This is a genomic window from Aliarcobacter faecis, assembly GCF_013201705.1.
GTDB lineage: Bacteria > Campylobacterota > Campylobacteria > Campylobacterales > Arcobacteraceae > Aliarcobacter > Aliarcobacter faecis.
This window is the reverse complement of the sequence record NZ_CP053837.1, coordinates 2,138,218-2,158,052: the sequence shown is the minus strand read 5'-3', so window position 1 is coordinate 2,158,052 and position 19,835 is coordinate 2,138,218. Positions and strand designations below refer to the sequence as shown.

General features: G+C 27.9%; 23 protein-coding genes and 1 riboswitch. Of the genes, 19 read left to right on the top strand and 4 right to left on the bottom strand.

Annotation, left to right across the window (positions count from 1 at the left end):
* Positions 1–107: 107 nt before the first annotated feature.
* Positions 108–977: a menaquinone biosynthesis prenyltransferase MqnP gene (gene mqnP / locus AFAEC_RS10795; protein ID WP_026804922.1), complete on the bottom strand. Its 870-nt coding sequence runs from the start codon at positions 975–977 to the stop codon at positions 108–110.
* A gap of 77 nt (positions 978–1,054) precedes the next feature.
* Between mqnP and AFAEC_RS10790 the strand changes: the two genes are divergently transcribed.
* From AFAEC_RS10790 to rpsI, 18 genes are all read left to right on the top strand, one after another.
* Positions 1,055–1,246, top strand: a complete 192-nt coding sequence (locus tag AFAEC_RS10790) for a hypothetical protein (protein ID WP_026804923.1) — start codon at positions 1,055–1,057, stop codon at positions 1,244–1,246.
* Entirely contained in the window at positions 1,243–2,118 is an 876-nt protein-coding gene (gene miaA / locus AFAEC_RS10785; RefSeq protein WP_026804924.1) for a tRNA (adenosine(37)-N6)-dimethylallyltransferase MiaA, read from the top strand. Before AFAEC_RS10790 ends, miaA begins: the two co-directional genes overlap by 4 nt.
* Before the next feature lie 79 nt (positions 2,119–2,197).
* The gene (gene rpmE / locus AFAEC_RS10780; protein WP_026804925.1) at positions 2,198–2,401 is read left to right on the top strand and encodes a 50S ribosomal protein L31; all 204 of its coding nucleotides are present in this window, start codon (positions 2,198–2,200) and stop codon (positions 2,399–2,401) included.
* 9 nt (positions 2,402–2,410) lie between these two features.
* Positions 2,411–3,232 (top strand): 16S rRNA (cytidine(1402)-2'-O)-methyltransferase, encoded by an 822-nt coding sequence (rsmI, locus tag AFAEC_RS10775; RefSeq protein ID WP_026804926.1) that lies wholly within the window; start codon positions 2,411–2,413, stop codon positions 3,230–3,232.
* A gap of 14 nt (positions 3,233–3,246) precedes the next feature.
* Positions 3,247–3,936: a 23S rRNA (guanosine(2251)-2'-O)-methyltransferase RlmB gene (gene rlmB / locus AFAEC_RS10770; RefSeq protein ID WP_026804927.1), complete on the top strand. Its 690-nt coding sequence runs from the start codon at positions 3,247–3,249 to the stop codon at positions 3,934–3,936.
* Positions 3,937–3,952: 16 nt separating this feature from the next.
* Positions 3,953–4,756: a hypothetical protein gene (locus AFAEC_RS10765; protein ID WP_172658653.1), complete on the top strand. Its 804-nt coding sequence runs from the start codon at positions 3,953–3,955 to the stop codon at positions 4,754–4,756.
* Positions 4,757–4,760: 4 nt separating this feature from the next.
* Positions 4,761–5,969 (top strand): LL-diaminopimelate aminotransferase, encoded by a 1,209-nt coding sequence (locus AFAEC_RS10760; RefSeq protein WP_026804929.1) that lies wholly within the window; start codon positions 4,761–4,763, stop codon positions 5,967–5,969.
* A 161-nt stretch (positions 5,970–6,130) separates the two neighbouring features.
* Positions 6,131–7,393, top strand: a complete 1,263-nt coding sequence (locus AFAEC_RS10755) for a homoserine dehydrogenase (RefSeq protein WP_026804930.1) — start codon at positions 6,131–6,133, stop codon at positions 7,391–7,393.
* Between the two features lie 137 nt (positions 7,394–7,530).
* Positions 7,531–8,586 (top strand): substrate-binding domain-containing protein, encoded by a 1,056-nt coding sequence (locus AFAEC_RS10750; RefSeq protein ID WP_026804931.1) that lies wholly within the window; start codon positions 7,531–7,533, stop codon positions 8,584–8,586.
* A gap of 153 nt (positions 8,587–8,739) precedes the next feature.
* Positions 8,740–9,669, top strand: a complete 930-nt coding sequence (gene pstC / locus AFAEC_RS10745) for a phosphate ABC transporter permease subunit PstC (RefSeq protein WP_026804932.1) — start codon at positions 8,740–8,742, stop codon at positions 9,667–9,669.
* Positions 9,666–10,853, top strand: coding sequence for a phosphate ABC transporter permease PstA (gene pstA, locus AFAEC_RS10740; protein WP_051487431.1), 1,188 nt, complete (start codon positions 9,666–9,668; stop codon positions 10,851–10,853). Before pstC ends, pstA begins: the two co-directional genes overlap by 4 nt.
* A gap of 10 nt (positions 10,854–10,863) precedes the next feature.
* Positions 10,864–11,646 carry a phosphate ABC transporter ATP-binding protein PstB gene (gene pstB / locus AFAEC_RS10735; protein WP_026804934.1) on the top strand — a complete coding sequence of 261 codons (783 nt, stop codon included), beginning with the start codon at positions 10,864–10,866 and terminating at the stop codon, positions 11,644–11,646.
* Complete coding sequence (locus AFAEC_RS10730; protein WP_026804935.1) at positions 11,646–12,314, top strand: phosphate signaling complex PhoU family protein; 669 nt, start codon at positions 11,646–11,648, stop codon at positions 12,312–12,314. Before pstB ends, AFAEC_RS10730 begins: the two co-directional genes overlap by 1 nt.
* A gap of 25 nt (positions 12,315–12,339) precedes the next feature.
* Entirely contained in the window at positions 12,340–12,735 is a 396-nt protein-coding gene (locus AFAEC_RS10725) for a phosphate-starvation-inducible PsiE family protein (RefSeq protein ID WP_026804936.1), read from the top strand.
* Entirely contained in the window at positions 12,725–13,399 is a 675-nt protein-coding gene (locus tag AFAEC_RS10720; RefSeq protein ID WP_026804937.1) for a response regulator transcription factor, read from the top strand. The genes AFAEC_RS10725 and AFAEC_RS10720 overlap by 11 nt, the downstream gene beginning before the upstream one ends.
* Positions 13,393–14,778, top strand: a complete 1,386-nt coding sequence (locus AFAEC_RS10715; RefSeq protein ID WP_026804938.1) for a sensor histidine kinase — start codon at positions 13,393–13,395, stop codon at positions 14,776–14,778. Before AFAEC_RS10720 ends, AFAEC_RS10715 begins: the two co-directional genes overlap by 7 nt.
* Positions 14,779–14,853: 75 nt before the next feature.
* Positions 14,854–15,273, top strand: a complete 420-nt coding sequence (rplM, locus tag AFAEC_RS10710; protein WP_026802970.1) for a 50S ribosomal protein L13 — start codon at positions 14,854–14,856, stop codon at positions 15,271–15,273.
* A gap of 5 nt (positions 15,274–15,278) precedes the next feature.
* Positions 15,279–15,668 (top strand): 30S ribosomal protein S9, encoded by a 390-nt coding sequence (rpsI, locus tag AFAEC_RS10705; RefSeq protein ID WP_026804939.1) that lies wholly within the window; start codon positions 15,279–15,281, stop codon positions 15,666–15,668.
* Between the two features lie 57 nt (positions 15,669–15,725).
* On the opposite strand, the gene tenA is transcribed toward rpsI, so the two are convergent.
* Genes tenA through thiD form a run of 3 tightly spaced genes read right to left on the bottom strand, consistent with a single transcriptional unit; the run spans position 15,726 to position 18,057 of the window.
* A complete protein-coding gene (gene tenA, locus AFAEC_RS10700; protein WP_034215963.1) occupies positions 15,726–16,400 on the bottom strand; it encodes a thiaminase II in 675 nt (224 codons plus the stop codon).
* A gap of 14 nt (positions 16,401–16,414) precedes the next feature.
* Positions 16,415–17,236, bottom strand: coding sequence for a hydroxyethylthiazole kinase (gene thiM / locus AFAEC_RS10695; RefSeq protein ID WP_026804941.1), 822 nt, complete (start codon positions 17,234–17,236; stop codon positions 16,415–16,417).
* Positions 17,237–17,244: 8 nt separating this feature from the next.
* A complete protein-coding gene (gene thiD, locus AFAEC_RS10690) occupies positions 17,245–18,057 on the bottom strand; it encodes a bifunctional hydroxymethylpyrimidine kinase/phosphomethylpyrimidine kinase (protein ID WP_034215966.1) in 813 nt (270 codons plus the stop codon).
* Between the two features lie 101 nt (positions 18,058–18,158).
* Positions 18,159–18,256: riboswitch (TPP riboswitch) on the bottom strand.
* Between the two features lie 73 nt (positions 18,257–18,329).
* On the opposite strand from thiD, the gene AFAEC_RS10685 reads away from it, so the two are divergent.
* Positions 18,330–19,832, top strand: a complete 1,503-nt coding sequence (locus tag AFAEC_RS10685) for a peptide-binding protein (RefSeq protein ID WP_026804943.1) — start codon at positions 18,330–18,332, stop codon at positions 19,830–19,832.
* Positions 19,833–19,835: the final 3 nt, after the last annotated feature.

Genomic DNA, 19,835 nt, shown 5'->3' with positions numbered 1-19,835 from the left:
GTATTCATCTATAATAATCTAGTACAATCTAATATAAATTGGGTCGTAATTTGGGTCGTAACTAAAAATTATGGCTTAATTAAAAAGAATTCAAGCAAAAATAACTTTTATACATTATCCAAAACTATTAAAATAAAAAAGATAATTCCTAAATAACCATTTACAGTAAAAAATGCTTTATCTATTTTTCTAAAATCTTTATTTACTAAATAGTGTTCATAAGAGAGCATTAAAGCACTTAAGAATATAGCAAAATAGGCAAAATATGAACCATTTGAGTAAATTACAAATAAAAGCCAAAAAACAATAGTTAAACTATGAAATAGTTTTGAAAAAAGCATTGTTTTTTTAGCTCCAAATATAGAAGGAATAGAATGAAGACCTAATTTCTTATCTACATCTATATCTTGTAATGAGTAGAGTAAATCAAATCCAGCAACCCAAAACATAACACCAACACTTAGTAATATTACCCAAAAAGGAATATTCTCACTAACAGCAACAACTCCAGCAATAGGAGCAAGAGCGAGTGAAATTCCCAAAATAATATGTGCTAAATATGAGAACCTTTTAAAATAAGAGTATGAACCAATTATGATTAAAATAGGAATTGATAAAATCAGAGCTAAATTGTTTACAAAATAAGCCACCAAAATAAAAGCCAAAGCATTTACCAAACAAAAAACAAACATTGATTTTGCAGAAATTCGTCCATCTACATTTGGACGGTTTTTTGTTCTGGGATTTAGACCATCTATATCTCTATCCATAAAGCGATTAAATCCCATAGCAAAATTTCGTGCAGTTACAGCTGCTAATGTTCCTAAAATTAAAAGTTTAAAACCAAACCAAGGAGAGCCATTTACTTGTGTAGAAGATACAACCATAGCAATAAATATAAATGGCAATGCAAAAACAGAGTGTGTAAACGCAACTAACTCACTAAAATCTTTTATTTTTTTTATTAATTTTTCCATAGGCGAGATTTTAACAAATAATGAGTAAATTAATGCTTTTTGGGTTATAATCAAAAAAAATAAATAAAGAGAAATTTATGAAAAACTACATATTTTTACTATTTTTCACTCTTCTTTTTTCAGCTTGTAGTACAAAGGTTGAACAAAGTGTAGATAAGTCAAATTCACAAGATGTTACAGAACTTTTAAAAACATTGATAAAAAAAGAGAAGGAGATAAATAGTTTAAAAGTTGAACTTGATGAGTGTAAAGAGAAAAAGATAAAATGAAAGAGATAGCAATTATAGGTACAACAGCATCTGGTAAAACAGCACTATCTTTAGAAATTGCACAAAAAACTAACTCTATAATTTTATCTTTAGACTCTCTTTGTGTTTATAAAGAGATAGATATTGTAAGTGCAAAACCTACAATAAAAGAAAGAGGAAATATTATCCATTTTGGGATAGATGAAGTTTTTCCAAATGAGACTTTTGATGTAGTTTTGTTTTTAGATTTATATAAAAAGGCAAAGGATTTTGCTATAAAAAATGGAAAAAATTTAATAATTGTTGGTGGAACAGGATTTTATTTAAAAGCTTTGACTGATGGTTTAAGTGGTGGATTAGAAAATAAAATAAAACTTGATATACCTTTAGATGAAGCTTATGATTTACTTTATAGTTTAGATAAAGATTATATGCAAAAAATAGAAGTAAATGATAGATATAGAGTAGAAAAGGCATACTCTATATATAAAGAAAGTGGTTTAACTCCTACACAATTTTTTAAAAATAATCCTAAAAGTCCAATAGCGCCAGATTTAAAAATATTTGAGATTTTGTGGGAGAAAGAAGAACTTGTAAAAAGAGTGGCTTTAAGAACAAAACAGATGATAAATAGTGGACTGATAGATGAGATTATATATTTAGAGAAAAAATATACAAGAAGTCCAAATTGTATGGTAAGTATAGGAATAGTTGAAACATTAGAGTATTTAGATGGAAAATTGGATAAACAAGAGTTAGAAGAAAAAATAGCTTTAAATACTATAAAACTAGCAAAAAGACAAAATACTTTTAATAAAGGTCAATTTGAGAATAGAACTTCAAATATAATTTCTAGCTTAAATTCAGAGATTATTAAGTATTTCTCGATATAATCGCAATTCAAAAGTCTATTAAAGGACTTGCAAAGACTTGCTCTTTTTTTAGATGTTTAAATATAAAAAGGAAAATGGAATGAAAAAAGATATTCATCCAGATTACAAAGTATGTAAAGTTTCTTGTGCATGCGGAAATAGTTTTGAGACAAAATCAAATGTTGAAGCTTTAAGAGTTGATATTTGTTCATCTTGTCACCCATTCTTCACAGGAGAGCAAAAACTTGTTGATGCTGCTGGAAGAGTTGAGAAATTCAAAGCTAAATATAGTATGGCAAAATAACACAAACTTATGTTGTGCTTAGTTCCAACACCAATAGGAAATCTTGAAGATATTTCAAAAAGATCTTTAAAGGCTTTATTGGAAGCGGAACTTATTTTTTGTGAAGATACAAGAGTAACAAAAAAACTTCTAAATCTTTTAGCTGAGAAATATGAGTTAGATTTTTCACAAAAAGAGTTCAAATCTTTTCATTCTCATAATGAACAAGAGATAATAAATAGTTTATCAAAAGATACTTTTACTAAAAATGTTGTTTATTGTAGTGATGCAGGAATGCCTTGTATTAGTGATCCTGGTGCAACTTTGGTTGATTGGTGCATTAAAAATGAAATCTCTTATGATGTAATTCCTGGAGCAAATGCAGTAGTTACAGCTTTTGCCATGAGTGGATTTACGAGTAGTGAATTCACATTTTTTGGATTTTTAGACCATAAGGGTACAAGTAGAGCTTCAAAATTAGATGAGGTTTTAAATAGTAGTCGAGTTGGAATTTTGTATGAATCTCCTCATAGACTTTTAAAACTTCTTGAAGAATTAAATAAAAAAGAGCCAAATAGAACAATATTTTTAGTAAAAGAGATATCAAAACTTCATCAAAAGATTTACAAAAATAGTGCAAAAAGTTTGTATGAAGAGTTGAAAAGTATAGAAATAAAAGGTGAATGGGTTGTGGTGATTGAAGCAAAAGAGAAAATTGGCTTCAACTTAGAATTAGATGATATATTACCTCTTGATATTGCTCCGAAAGTAAAAGCAAAGCTAATAGCAAAGCTCACAGGAACAAGTATAAAAGAGGTTTATCAAGATTTATTGGATAAAATTCAAAATTAATTAAACGGAAAAAAATGATAATATACGGAAAACAAATAGTTCTTTATGTGCTTGAAAAGCACTCAAATCTAATAGAAGAGATTTTTTTATCAAAAGAAGTTGATAGTAAACTTTTTTCAAGATTTGCAAAATTAAATAAAAAAATTCATAGAGTAGATAACCAAAAAGCTCAAGCTTTGGCAAAAGGTGGAAATCATCAAGGTATGCTTTTAAAACTTAGCGATTATAATTATACTCCATTAAAAGAGATGAAAAATATGAATTTTATTGTGGTTTTAGATGGTCTTACAGATGTTGGAAATATCGGAGCAATCGCAAGAACAGCTTACTCATTAGGAGTTCAAGGAATGATTGCTTCAAATATAAAAACTATAAATAATTCTGGAACTATAAGAACAAGTGCGGGAGCATTATTGGATTTACCTTTTTGCCTTCATCCAAGAAGTATAGATTTAGCAAGTGAATTAATAGATGCCGGGTTTACTCTAATTGGTGCAACAATGGATGGAGTTGACCTTAAAAAATATGGGAAAATAGAAAAAACTGATAAAGTTGCCTTATTTTTAGGAAATGAGGGTGAAGGAATTAGTCCAAAAGTTGCAAAAAAACTAGATTTAAAGGTATCAATCAAAATGGAACAAGAGTTTGATTCATTAAATGTAAGTTCAGCAGCGGCAATTTTAATTTATAATTTAAAAAGATAAATAAGAAAGGGATATGATGAAAAAATTACTATTAAGTGCAGTTTTATGTGTAAGTTTAAATGCAGATATAAATCAAGCAGTTTTAGGAATTTTAGGAAGTAGTGATTATAATACTCACAAAAACTTGATAAATCATATCTTTAAAAATGAACAAGATTTCTATACAGATGGAAAATTGGATTATTCAAAAATATCAGAAGAACTTGAAAAAAATAATCTTTTGAAAGTTGTTTCAAATATAAGTTCAGGAACAGAAATAACTTTTAACTTTAATACAAATCCTAAAATATCTTTTAAAAATATGAATGATATTCTAAAGGTAGTTGGAATTCAAAACTATACAACAAAAAGTCAAACAACAATTGATAATCAACTACAATGGAGTATAAAAGTACAAACTGCAGCCGCCATTAACCCTCTTAAAATATCTAATGAACTTAAAAGTGCAAACTGTAGAGTTGTTGATATAAAAAAAGAGGGAAATAAGTTGAGTTATTATATTGACTCAAGCAACGCTTCAATATATAAAGCAGAGAATTTAACTACTCAAAATGAAGTAGTTTTAAAAAGAGCTTCAAAACCTTATTTTATAGAGCTTGGAAGTATGTATAGAGTAAATATTACTTCAAATGCTGGTAATAGTTGGTATCCACTGGTTACCTTTTATGATAAAGGTTTTAATGCTATTGAAGTAGTTGAAAAAGAGAGTTTAGAAAAGAGTTTAAAACTAGTAGTTCCAAATGGTGCTAAGTTTATGAAAATAGATGATTTTTATGCCCTAACAAATATTAAAAATGGGCTTACTGTTACTAAGGAGTAATAAAATGTTTCCAGAAATTGAATTTGAGAGAATGAAAAGGCTTCCAAACTATGTATTTGCAGAAGTAAATGCTATAAAAATGGAAGCTAGAAGAAAAGGTGAAGATATAATAGATTTTTCTATGGGAAATCCTGATGGTCCTACACCAAAACATATAGTTGATAAGTTAAAAGAAGCATCAACTAAACCAAAGAATTATGGTTATAGTGCAAGTATTGGAATATATAAATTAAGACTTGCAATTTGTAATTGGTATAAAAGAAAATATGGAGTTGATTTTTTAGATCCAGATAAACATGCTTGTGCAACAATGGGTTCAAAAGAGGGATATGTACATTTGGTACAAGCAATAGTAAATGTTGGAGATGTTGCTGTTGTTCCTGATCCTACTTATCCTATCCACTCTTATGCTTTTATGTTAAATGGAGCAGCAATACATAAATTTGAATTAGTGTTTGACAATGAGTTTAAAGTAGATGAAGAGCTTTTCTTTAAAAATTTACAAAAAACAATAGATGAATCTATTCCAAAAGTAAAATATGTAGTTGTAAACTTCCCACACAATCCAAGTTGTGCAACTGTAACACCAGAGTTTTATACAAAACTTGTAACGATGGCTAAAAAAGAGAGATTTTATATAATCTCTGATATTGCTTATGCTGATATTACTTTTGATGGATATAAAACTCCTTCAATTTTCCAAGCAGAAGGTGCTTTAGATGTTGCTGTTGAGTGTTTTACTTTAAGTAAATCATACAATATGGCTGGATGGAGAGTTGGATTTATAGTTGGAAATGAAAAACTTGTAGGTGCTTTAAAAAGAATTAAATCTTGGCTTGATTATGGAATGTTTGCTCCTATTCAAATAGCTGCAACTGTTGCTCTTGATGGACCACAAGAGTGTGTTGATGAGATAGTTTCTAAATATGAAAAAAGAAGAGATGTTATGCTTAAATCTTTTGCTGAAGCTGGTTGGGTTATGGATAAACCAAATGCTTCTATGTTTATTTGGGCAAAAATTCCTGAAAAAGCAAGACATTTAGGAAGTTTAGAGTTCTCTAAACAATTATTAAGAGAAGCTCAAGTGGCTGTTAGTCCTGGTATTGGATTTGGACATTATGGGGATCAATATGTAAGAATAGCTCTAATTGAAAATGAAAAAAGAATTAGACAAGCTGCAAAAAATATAAAGAGATATTTAAAAACATTATAATAAATAAGGCTTTGTTCTCAAAGCCCTTTAGAATTTTTCTCACAGAGAGTTCTAAAGAACAAGCTACTTTTTAGAAGATTTTAAATCTTCGCTAAAAAAGTAGACAAATATGAAAAAACAAGGTTCCTTTTAAATGGGAACCATTTAAAAGGATAATTGATATGTTAAAAGTTGGAATTATTGGAGTAGGAACTGTTGGAACTAGTGTTGCAAATATTTTAAGAGATAATAAAAATATTATTACTGCAAGAGCTGGGATTGAGATTGTTCCTACTATTGGAGTGGTTTCAAATTTAAACAAAAAAAGAGATGTAGATATTGAATTAACTACTGATGTATCAAGAGTTCTTGAAGATGAAAGTATTGATATTGTAGTTGAGTTAATGGGTGGAATCGAAAAGCCTTATGAGATAGTAAAAAAAGCTTTAGAAAATGGTAAATCAGTGGTTACTGCAAATAAAGCACTTTTGGCATATCATAGATATGAACTTCAAGAGCTTGCAAGTGATACACCATTTGAGTTTGAAGCAGCAGTTGCTGGAGGAATTCCAATAATAAACGCTTTAAGAGATGGTCTTAGTGCAAATAATATAAAATCGATTCAAGGAATTATGAACGGAACTTGTAACTATATGCTTACAAAGATGATAAATGAAAGTATAGCTTATGATGTAATATTAAAAGAGGCTCAAGATTTAGGATATGCTGAAGCTGATCCTACTTTTGATGTTGGTGGATTTGATACGGCACATAAGTTATTAATTCTTGGTTCTATTGCTTATGGAATTGATGTAAAACCTGAAGAGATTTTAATCGAAGGTATCCAAAATATAAGTAAAACAGATATTGAGTTTGCAAAAGAGTTTGAGTATAACATTAAGCTTCTTGGAATTGCAAAAAAAGTAGAAAATCAAATAGAACTAAGAGTTCATCCTGTATTAATTCCTCAAGAGAAGATGATAGCAAAAGTTGATGGTGTTATGAATGGTATTTCTGTTGTTGGAGATAAAGTTGGAGAGACTATGTATTATGGAGCAGGAGCAGGTGGGGATGCAACTGCTAGTGCAGTTATTGCAAATATAATAGATATAGCTAGAAGAGGAAAAGGTTCTGCTATGCTTGGTTTTGAAAAGCAAATAGGGAAAAGACCAACTTTAATGCCAAAAGATGAAATAAGAACAAAATATTATTTAAGACTTGAAGTTGCCGATAAATCTGGAACTTTAGCAAAAGTTGCTAAAGTTTTTGGGGACAATTCAATATCAATAGAAAATATGATGCAAAAATCTAAGAAAGATGAAAAAGCAAACTTACTTTTAACAACTCACACTTGTATAGAAAAAGATATTTTAAAAGCTATAAATGAACTTGAACACTCTCAAGTAGTTCTTAAAAAACCTGCAATGATAAGAATAGAGGATTAATCTCTCTATTCTTTTTTAATATAAAATATAAATAAAAAAAGATTTACTAACAAATATAAACTTATCAAACTACAAGTAACCAAACTGTAATCAAGCACTATTAAAATTCCAAGGTAAATAAATTTATCGGAGAAAAAATGAATTTAAAAAAATCATATATTGCTTTAATAGCAAGTACATTATTGGTATCATCTTTAAGTGCAAGAGATCAAATTAAAATTGTTGGTTCATCAACAGTTTATCCTTTTTCATCAAGTGTAGCTGAAGAGTTTGGAGCCACAACAAAATTTCCAACTCCTGTTGTTGAATCAACAGGAACAGGTGGAGGAATAAAACTATTTTGTGCTGGAGTTGATATAAACAGTCCAGATATTGTAAATGCTTCAAGAAAAATGAAAGAAAAAGAGTTTGAAACTTGTAAAGAAAATGGTGTAACAGATATTACTGAAGCAATAATAGGATTTGATGGTATTGCTATTGCACAATCATCAAAAGTGAAAAGTTTTAATGTAACAAAAGAGCAGTTAGCTTTAGCAGTTGCAAAAGAGGTTCCTTCAAAAGATGGTAAATCTTTAATAGATAATCCATATAAAAAGTGGTCAGATATTGATTCTAGTCTACCTTCTAGAGAAATTATTGTTTATGGACCACCAAAATCATCAGGAACTAGAGATTCATTTGAAGAGTTAGTTCTTCAAAATGTATTTGAGAAAAAAGCAGTTTATACAGATTTGTTTAAGAAAGATGAAGTTTCAAATAAAAAATATAAAGCATATTCTGAACTTAGAACAGATGGTGTTTATGTAGAATCTGGTGAAAATGATAACCTTATTGTTCAAAAACTTACAAAAAATGAGTCTGCTATTGGTATTTTTGGATACTCTTTTTTAGAAGAAAATAAAGATAAAGTAGTAGCTCTTAGTATTGATGAGATTTTACCAACTGTTGAAACTATTTCAAGTGCTAAATATCCAGTTGCTAGATCTATGTATTTTTATATTAAAAATGAACATTTAAAAGATGTTCCTGCTTTAAGCCAATATACAAAACTTTTTGTATCTGAAAAAATGATTGGTAAAGATGGAATCTTAACAGAAATTGGACTTATCCCTTTAACTGATGAAGTAAGAGCAAAAGCTAGAGAAAAAGTTTTAAATAGTGAAAAATTAAAAGTAGAAGATTTAAAACACTAATCATAAAATAAAAAGAGGAAAATAACCTCTTTTTATTTACTGTCTAATATTTTATTACTAACATAAATATAAATTAATATTTTTAGTATTTGTAATCGAGATGTAATTAAATTTATTTAAACTTTTAAAAATTCAATACAAAGGTCAATTTTGTTGAGTAGTTTTCAATCACAAAAAAAACGAAGAGAAATAAATGAAAAGCTTATAAAATATACACTTATTTTTGCAGCTGGTATCTCTATTTTGACAACTTTTGGAATTTTATTTTCAATTTTATTTGAATCAATAGAGTTTTTTAAGTTACGAAGCTTTTGGTACTTTTTAACTGGTACTACTTGGAGTCCAGGAGTTGCTAATAGCCAATTTGGAGCATTGCCGATATTTGCAGGAACATTTGTAATTACAATTATAGCTTTACTTGTAGCTATTCCAATAGGGCTTGGAAGTGCTATATACATGAGTGAATATGCAAGTCCAAAATTAAGAGACTATTTAAAACCACTTTTAGAAGTTCTTGCTGGTATTCCAACTGTTGTTTATGGTTTCTTTGCAGCTGTTACAGTTGCTCCATTTGTTGTAAAAGTAGCAGCTTTTTTTGGACTTGAAGCAACATTTAATAGTGCTTTAGCATCAGGAATTGTTATGGGAATTATGATTATTCCTTTAGTTTCATCACTTTCAGATGATGTTATAAGAGCTGTTCCTGATAGTCAAAGAAAAGCAGCTTTTGGTCTGGGAATGACTCAAGCAGAAACTATAAGAAATATAGTAATTCCTAGTGCAATGCCAGGAATTATCTCAGCTTCACTTTTAGCACTCTCAAGAGCTTTAGGTGAAACTATGATTGTTGTTATGGCAGCAGGTCTGCGACCAAATTTATCTATAAATCCTCTTGAAGATATGACAACAGTTACAGTTACAATAGTAAATAGTCTTGTTGGAGATTTTGAATTTAATTCACCAGAGACTTTAAGTGCTTTTGCTTTAGGGCTTATGTTATTTATTGTGACTTTGATATTAAATATGATTTCCTTGTCATTAATAAGAAAATTTAAAGAAAAATATAAAGTGAATACATTATGATAAAAAGAAAAAAGAAAAATAAGCAAGATAATCCATTTTATGATCCAACTTTAAAATATAGACATAAAAGTGCGGCAAGATTTAAAAAGTTTACATTAACTTCTTTAATCTTTTCTATAGCATTTTTAGTTTTCTTCCTTTTTGATATGATTGGAAAGGGAATCCCAGCATTTAATATAGCATATATAAAAGTAGATATAACTTTTAATGAAAAAACCTTAGAAGATGCAAGACTTGCTGTTCCTTTAGAGTATAGGAATTTAGTTTCAAGAGCAGCTCTTAGAGATCTTTCAAAGTTAGTAGAGGAAAATCCAACATATATGAATAGTACACAAAATCTTTGGATTTTAGCGTCTAGTCAAGTTGATCAATATCTGAAAAATCATAACCATAATTTAAAAGATAAAGATAAATTTTTAGTTGATGAGTTATATGCAAAGGGTTTAATAGATAAAAAGTTTAACTCAATATTTTTTACAAATGGGGATTCTAAAATTCCTGAATATGCAGGTATTTTTTCAAGTGTAGTTGGCTCTATTTTAACTTTAATGATAACTATGCTTGTAGCATTTCCTATTGGAGTTATGACTGCAATTTATCTTGAAGAGTTCGCAGGAGATAATAAATTTACAAGATTTATTGAAATCAATATAAATAACCTTGCTGCAATACCATCTATATTATTTGGGCTTTTAGGATTAGCAATATTTATAAATCTTTTTGGAGTTCCACGAAGTTCTCCTTTAGTTGGAGGATTAACTCTTGCTCTTATGACTCTTCCAATTATTATTGTTAGTTCAAGAGCAGCATTAAGAGCAGTTCCAGATAGTATTAGACAAGCTGGATATGGTTTAGGATTAAATAAAATTCAAGTAACAAGAGACCATGTATTGCCACTTGCATTTCCAGGGATAATGACAGGTTCAATTATTGGTTTGGCTCAAGCTATGGGAGAGACTGCTCCATTGATTATTATAGGTATGATTGCATTTATTCCAGATGCTCCAACTATGGTTACACAAGCGGCAACAGTTATGCCTGCACAGCTATTTACCTGGGCTGGAATGCCTGAGGGAATGTATATAGAAAAAACAGCCGCAGGAATTTTAGTTTTATTGATAATCTTAATTTCACTAAATGCAATAGCAATAATTTTGCGAAAAAAATTAGAAGTAAAATGGTAAAAGGAAAAAAATGCAAAAAGAACTAAATAATGAAATTAAATCAAAAATAGATGTAAAAAATTTAAATCTATTTTATGGTTCAAATCAAGCTTTATTTGATATAGATGTAAATTTATATCAAAATAAGATTACAGCTTTAATTGGACCATCAGGTTGTGGGAAATCAACATTTCTAAGATGTATCAATAGAATGAATGATTTAATTCCTATTGTAAAAATAGATGGAAAAATCATAATTGATAAAAAAAATATCTATGATAAAGATGTAGATGAGGTTAGTGTTAGAAAAAAAGTTGGAATGGTATTTCAACAACCAAACCCTTTCCCAAAATCAATCTATGATAATGTTGCTTATGCACCATTAAAACATGGGCTGACAAGAAAAGGAAAAGATTGTGATGAATTAGTTGAAACTTCATTAATTAAATCTGGACTTTGGAATGAAGTAAAAGATAAATTACAAAACCCTGGAACTTCACTTTCAGGAGGTCAGCAACAAAGACTTTGTATTGCTAGAACAATTGCAATTAGACCAGAGATTATTTTGATGGATGAACCAACATCTGCACTTGATCCAATTTCAACAGAAAAAATAGAAGCTTTAATGCTTGAATTAAAACAAGATTATACAATTATAACAGTAACTCATAATATGCAACAAGCAGCACGTGTAGCTGATTATACAGCTTTTTTTCATTTAGGAAAACTAATAGAGTACGATATAACAGAGACAATTTTTATTAATCCACACAATAAAAAAACAGAAGATTATATAACAGGGAGATTTGGATAATGTTAAAACCATATGAAGCAAAATTAGTAAAAGTAAAAGAAGAGATTCAAAAAATAGGGCTAGGAGTAGTTGAAGCTTTAGAGATTTGTTTAAAAGCTTTAAATGATAGAAAGATTGAAGATTTAAGTAATGTAGAAATTAGTGAGAAAAAAATTCTTTTAAAATCAAATGAGATAGATAATATTATTGTTGGAACTTTGGCTTTATATTCACCAGAAGCAAAAGATTTAAGAAGATTAGTCTCTTTTTTAAAAATTACAAATGAGTTAGTACGAACAGCTGCGAATACAAAAGATTTTGCAAAGATGTTTAAAAAATCTTATTCAAATGATTTGGATACAGCAATAATTTTAGAATATACTATACCTCTTTTAAAATCAGCTCTTTTATCTTTACAAACGGCAACTTCAATTATTGATGAAAAAGATGAAAAGCAAATAGAAGAGAAGTATCATAGGGTTGTTGTTGAAGAGAGTAAAACAGATGATTTATATTTAATGATAGAGAAAAATATTTTAAAACTAATTACTAAAAAGTTAGATTTATCAAAAGAGTATTTTGATATTTTAAGTAGTTTAAGAAGATTGGAAAAAATTGCTGATAGAGCAGTATCTATTGCTAGATTATTACAATTTGCACAAGTTGGAGGAGATATAGTTCAATCATAAAAATCTTTATGATATACTTTTTACTATGAAAAAAGCTATAAATAAAATCTCAAACTACTTTAGTTCAAACTTTGAAGTTTTAATTGCAGTGGTTATATTCTTTATTATTTTAATTGCTGGGCATGATTTTTATAGAGCAATTATTTTAATGTTAGAGTTTATCGTAATTATGGAAGTTGTAAAGATGATTTCTGATTTTATAAAGAAAGAGACTTTACGACTTAGATATGTTCTTGATATTTTTATCATCTTTTTAATTAGGGAAGTTGTTATTTTATCAGCAAATAAAAATAGAGATTACATTGATATTGTCTTTTTACTATTTGTAATTTTTGTCTTTTTCTTATTTAGAATATTAGCTCTTAAATACTCTCCAAATATAGATAAAAAAGTTGAAGTAATAAAACAAAATGAAGAATAATACAGTTTTAATAATAGAAGATGAAGAGGACTTATTAGAACTTTTAGAGTTTACTCTACAAAAAGAGGGCTATGATACAATAGGTTTTTTATCTATCTCTTCTAAAGTAAAACAGATACTAGATGAAGAAAAAATAGATTTAATCTTAATGGATAGAAACCTTCCAAATATAGAGGGTACAACTTTTATAAAAGAGTTAAGAGCAAGTGGCTATCAAAATCCTGTTATTTATCTTACAGCAAAAGATAAATCAGATGATATTTTAGATGGTTTTGAAGCTTATGCTGATGATTATATTACAAAACCTTTTAATATAAATGAGCTTATTGCTAGAATAAAAGCAGTTATAAAAAGAGCTTCAAAAGAGATAGAAATTTTAAAAGTAAAAGATATTGTATATAATTTTTCAAATAAAAAGTTTTATATTGAAGATAAAGAGATTGAATTAACTCAACTTGAAAATAATTTACTTTTAGAATTTTTAAAAAACCAAAATATTTTATTAAGTAGAGAGTATTTATTGGAACATATTTGGAAAGACTCTTTAGATAAGCAAGAAAAAACTGTAAATGTTGCAATAAAAAGATTAAAAGATAAAATTGACCCAAATGCAGATAAAAATTATATAAAAGCAGTTCGAGGAGAGGGTTATATATTTTGTTAAAGATTCATCAACTCTTTTTACGAACTTATCTTACAATCTTTATTGCAATACTTATAACTTTAACTCTAATTACATATTTTTGGGCAAAAAATCTATATATAAATCAAATTGAAGAAAATCTTATTCAAAATATAGATATTTTATCTGTTGTCCTAGAGGACTCAAAAGATATAAATAGTACTAAAAAATTAGTTAAAGAATTAAGTTCAAAATTAAATTTAAGAATCTCTATAATAGATGAAAATGGAGATGTAATTGCTGAAAGTCATAAAAGTTTAGATGGCATAAAAAATCACTCAAATAGAGTTGAAATTATACAAGCAAAAAATATTGGACTTGGAAAAGATAGAAGAGTCTCTGAAACTTTAGAAAAGGATTTTTTATATATAGCAAAAAAGATTTTCTTAAATAATCAAATTTACTATATAAGAATGGCTGATTATACAAATAAAATTAAAGATAATTTTATGAAATTAACTTTTGAAATTTTTATGTATATCACTTTTTTTCTAATAATAGCTTTTTTATCAACTTATTTTATTAGTATAAAGATTAAAAAAGAGACAGACTCTATTTTATATTTTTTAAAAGATATAACAAAAAAGAAAAAGCCAATTTTTTTAAAATCAAACTATACTTATGAGTTTTATAAAATAGCAAAACTTTTAAATAAAGTATCACAAAAGTTATTAAAAAAAGAGGAAGAAAAAGCAAAACATACAGCAAAACTAACACTTGCCAATAGGCAAAAAGATGATATTATTTCTGCTATTTCTCATGAGTTTAAAAATCCAATAGCAATAATTTCTGGATATAGTCAAACACTTATAGAAGATAAAAATTTATCTCAAGATGTACAACTAAAATTTTTAAGTAAAATAGAATCTAATTCAAATAAACTCTCCTCTATTATTGATAAATTAAGGCTTACTTTAAGACTTCAAGAAAAAAAGCAAGAGTTAGTAAAAACAAAAGTAAATCTTCTATCTTTGATTGAAAATTGTGTTAGTGATTTAAAAATAAAATATAAAACTAGAGAGATGAATATAGAGAAAAATGAAGTTTTTATTGATGCTGATGAGACTTTACTCTCTATTGCTATTTCAAATATTATAGAAAATGCTCTAAAATACTCTAATAAGGATATAGAGATTAAAATAGAAAAAAATTGTTTAAGTATTACAGATTTTGGTATTGGTATTAGCAAAGAGGATTTGGAAAAAATTGATAAAAAATTTTATAGAGCTTCTAGTAATGATTGGAATAACTCTTTGGGGCTTGGGCTTTTTATTGTAAAATCTATTCTAAAATATCACAATTTTGAACTAAAAGTTAATTCTATCGTTAATAGTGGTTCAACTTTTAAAATTTATTATTAATTTATACTTAATTTAAGCTATATAAAAGGATAACTTAAATATTATTCCAACTCATTAAAGAAAGGGAGTTAATAAATGAAATTTACTCAAATGGCAAAAGCCAACGAAATCGAAAGATCTTGGGTTGTAGTAGATGCAGAAGGTAAAGTATTCGGAAGAGTTATTACTGAAGTTGCTACAATTTTAAGAGGTAAAAATAAACCTTGTTTTACACCAAATGTTGATTGTGGAGATTATGTAATTATAATCAATGCAAGTAAAGCTAAATTTACTGGTGCTAAATTAGAAGAGAAAAACTACTATACACACTCAGGTTATTTTGGAAGTACAAAAACTCACAAAATGTCAGATATGATTGAAAAAAACCCTGAAAAACTGTATAAATTAGCTACTAGAGGTATGCTTCCAAAAACTACTCTTGGTAAAGCTATGTTAAAAAAATTAAAAGTATATGCAGGAAGTGAACACCCTCATACTGCTCAAATTAAAGGATAATAGTAATGGCAAAAGTATATGCAACTGGAAGAAGAAAAACAGCAATCGCTAAAGTTTGGTTAGAGAATGGAAATGGACAATTAACTGTAAATGGTCAAACTTTAGATCAATGGCTTGGTGGACATGATTCAATTAAAAAAAGAGTAATGCAACCATTACATGTAGCAAAACAAGAGACATCAGTAAATATCGTTGTTAAAACTTTAGGTGGTGGTTATTCAGCTCAAGCAGATGCTGCAAGACATGGTATCTCAAGAGCTTTAGTTGCTTATGATGAGCAATTTAGAACTATCTTAAAACCACATGGTTTATTAACAAGAGATGCAAGATCTGTTGAAAGAAAAAAATACGGAAAGAAAAAAGCAAGAAAATCTTCACAATTCTCAAAAAGATAATTGGTATTTTTCTTTATTTTCCCCAAAGGAGCGATTTTGTCGCTCCTTTTTTTATATCTATTTTACATAACTCATCTGTTTATTGTAAGCCATTTCCCAAAACATATATTCAAATTCAACACTTGCAATAAAAATTTCTTCTATTTTCTCTTTTTCTTTAGCTGTTTTATTTACTACTAATTCATCAATTGCATCATAAAACCAAAGAAATGAGTTCTCGAAATCTTCTCCTGCATAAGTTTCAATCCAAGATTTGTAGAAGTTATCTTCTAAATTATCTTTATATTGCTCTTTTAATCTGTTTGCATAATCACAATATGTCCAAGCACAAGGGAAAACAGTTGCTAAAGTCTCGACTAAGTCACCTTTTTGTGAAGTTGCAAGCATATTTGCAGTGTATGTTCTATTAAACAAACTAGCTTTTACACTTTTTACCTCTTCTTCACTTATTCCAAACTCTTTCATATACAAATGATGAACTTTCATCTCATCTACTAAAGTAGCCTTTGTAATAGAGCTAAGGTTACTTAACATTTTTTCATCATCAGCTTTTACCATAGCCATTGCAAAAACTTTTGCATACTCTAAAAGATATAAATAATCTTGTAGTAAATAGAATTTAAACTTCTCTTTACATAAAGTACCAGCTCCTAACTCTTGAACAAATGGGTGATTGTATCCATCTTCCCAAACTTTTATAGCTTTTTGTTTTAAACTTCTTGAAAATGACATTTTTAATCCTTTATTTATAATATATTCTCTAAATTTGCTTTTTCTTTTAGAGTTTGTTCATCAAAATTTCCTATTGCATTAAATAACTCTTTATGAAAAGTTCCAAGCCCAAGATTTTGACTCTTATCATAGGCAATTTCTCCAGATATTCCCATAACCAAAAGTGCTAAAACAGTTGCCTCAAATAGTTTTTCTTTATTTGTTCCACAAAAACTAGCAACTAAAGAGGAACACATACAACCTGTTCCAGTAATTTGTGGCAAAAGGTGGCTACCATTTTTTATAGTAACTACTCTTTTACCATCACTTATAACATCAGTTTCTCCAGTAATTGCTACAACTAAATTTAAACTATTTGCTAATGTTTTTGCAATTATTGCTGTATTCTTAATATTTTCAATATCTTCTTTTGAAGCATCAGCACCTTTTGTATTGGAACTTTGATTTAAAATAGATTTTATTTCAGAGATATTTCCTCTAATACAAGATATTTTAGAATCTTTTAAAAGCTCTTCTATAAAATCTTTTCTAAATTTTGAAGCACCAACTCCAACAGGGTCTAAAACTACTGGAACACCAATCTCTTTGGCTCTTTTACTAGCTTTAATCATAGATTTTTTTATATCATCATTTAATGTTCCAATATTTATTAAAAGTGATGATGCAATATTTACAAAATCTTCAACTTCATTCTCATCATCAGCCATAGCAGGACTTGCTCCAACTGCTAAAGTTACATTTGCGCAATCATTTACTGTAACATAGTTTGTAATTTGATGAATTAATGGATTTTTTTCCTTTATACTATTTAAGATATTTACTAAATCATTTATCATAATTCTTCCTATTTAAAAAATTTAAAAAAATGGTTTGTTGGACCATTACCTTTTCCAATATTTGGTGAGTTTATTATTGCTTTATAGATATACTCTTTTGAGTTTTGAATAGCTTCTTTTAGAGGTATTTCTAAAGCTAAGTTTGAAGCAATTGCTGATGAAAAAGTACAACCAGTTCCATGTGTATTTTTTGTATCAACTTTTGGTGATGAAAAGTAGTGAAATTCAACTCCATCATATAAGATATCTGTTGCATCTTCTAAAGTGTAACCACCTTTTATTAAAACACTTTTACAACCCATTTCATATATTTTTATTGCAGCTTCTTTCATCTGCTCTTTTGAAGATATTGTCATATTTGCTAAATGTTGAGCTTCTGCTATATTTGGTGTTAGAACATCTGCAAGGGGGATAATAATTTCTATTAAACTACTCATATTTTTTATATCCATCAATGCATCACCATTTTTTGCATACATTACGGGGTCAATTACAATATTCTTTACATTTTGTTTTTTTAAAAAATCTGCTACTATTTTCATAGTTTCTATATTTGCTAACATTCCAATTTTTATAGCATCAGGAGTAATGTCTTCAAAAACTGCAATAAGTTGTTTTTCTATAATATTTGGATTTATATCTTGAATATCAATAACTCTAAAAGTATTTTCAGCAACAACTGAAGTAACTACGCTCATACCATAATTTCCAAAAGCACTAAAAGTTTTTAGGTCTGCTTGTATTCCTGCTCCACCAATACAATCTGAACCTGCAATTGTTAAAACTTTTTTATTTGCAAATATAATTTCATTTTGTCTCATCATAATTCCTTGTTAAAAAATTTTTATTTTATTGAATATCTTTTATTTTAGGTAAAAAAAAAGGTACTTTCATATTAGAAAGCACCTTTTATATTAAATTTTAATTTTAAAAATTCGCTTCCTACGCTGGTATTAACCATCAGGTTCAAAGGGTCAGGTTTTACCTTCTCAACGCTTTTACGTTCCCCTGCAATAAAAAAATGAATTGTATCACAAATAAAAATTAAAAGCCAATTTATGGGATTTTTTGTAAAAAAACTATAAAATACCTAATGAAATTTTTACTAATCAACCTAATCTTTTTTATATCGTTAAGTGCTTCAACTCTAACTTTATCTATGAGTTCAAGCCCGAGTAGGCTAAATCCAATTTTATCAAATGATAGTGCTAGTAGTGAAATATCTGATTGGCTTTTTAATGGACTTTTTAAATATGATAAAGATGGAAATGTAACTCTTGAATTAGCTTCAAGTTATGAATTTATAAGTCCTACAAAATTAATTGTGAAATTAAAAGATAATGTTTTATGGCATGATAAAGTAAAACTTTCTTCAAAAGATGTGATTTTTACTTATGAACAAATCATAAATCCAAAAGTTTTTAATTCTATAAAATCAAATTTTCAAGAGATTGAGAGCGTAAAAGCAATAGATGATTCAACAGTTGAAATAGTGTATAAAAAACCATATTTTAAAGCTTTGGAAGTTTGGATGGTAGGATTACTTCCATACCATATTTTAAAAGATGAAGAAAATCTTATGACAAGTTCTTTTAATAAAAATCCAATAGGTACAGGTTCATATAAGTTAAAAGAGTTTAAAGTAGGGCAAGATATAGAACTTATTGCAAATGAAGATTACTTTGATGGAAAACCAGAAATTGATAAAATCTTATATAAATTTTTACCAGATTTAAGTACATCTTTTTTGTATTTAAAAGAGAAAAAACTTGATATTGGTACATTAGATCCAATTCAAGTAGATAGACAAATAGATGATAGTTTTAAAAAAGAGTACACAATAATACAAAAACCAGCTTTTACATATAGTTATTTGGGCTTGAATTTAAAAGATGAAAAATTTAAAGATAAAAGAGTTAGGCAAGCTTTATCTTTGGCAATTAATAGACAAGAGTTAGTTGATATTTTGTTTTTTGGATATGGACAAGTTTGTAATGGACCTTTTATGCCAAATTCTTATGCTTACAATAACGAAGTTAATCCTATACTTCAAGATATACAAAAAGCAAAAGAACTTTTAAAAGAAGCTGGATATGATGAAAAGAATCCTTTTACATTTGAAGTAGTAACAAATACAGGGAATGATATAAGAGTCAATGCAGCTCAAATTTTACAATATCAACTTCAAAAAGCTGGTGTTAATATGAAAATAAGAGTTATGGAGTGGCAAGCTTTTTTAAATACAGTTGTTCACCCTAGAAAATTTGAAGCTATACTTCTTGGTTGGTCTATGCCTTTGACTCCTGATGCTTATCCTATTTGGCATAGCTCAAGTGATAAATTAGGTGGATTTAATCTAGTTGGTTATAAAAATGATAAAGTTGATGAGTTAATTGAACAGGGAATTAGTACTATAGATAAAGATGAGTTAAGTACTATTTATAAAGAGGTTTTTAAACTAATAAGTGATGATTTACCATATCTATTTTTATATATTCCAGATGGAATAACTGCTATAAACAAAAAAATAAAAAATGTAGAACCTGCATTTATAGGAATAATGCACAATCAAAAAGATTGGCAAATAGAAGAATAAGGA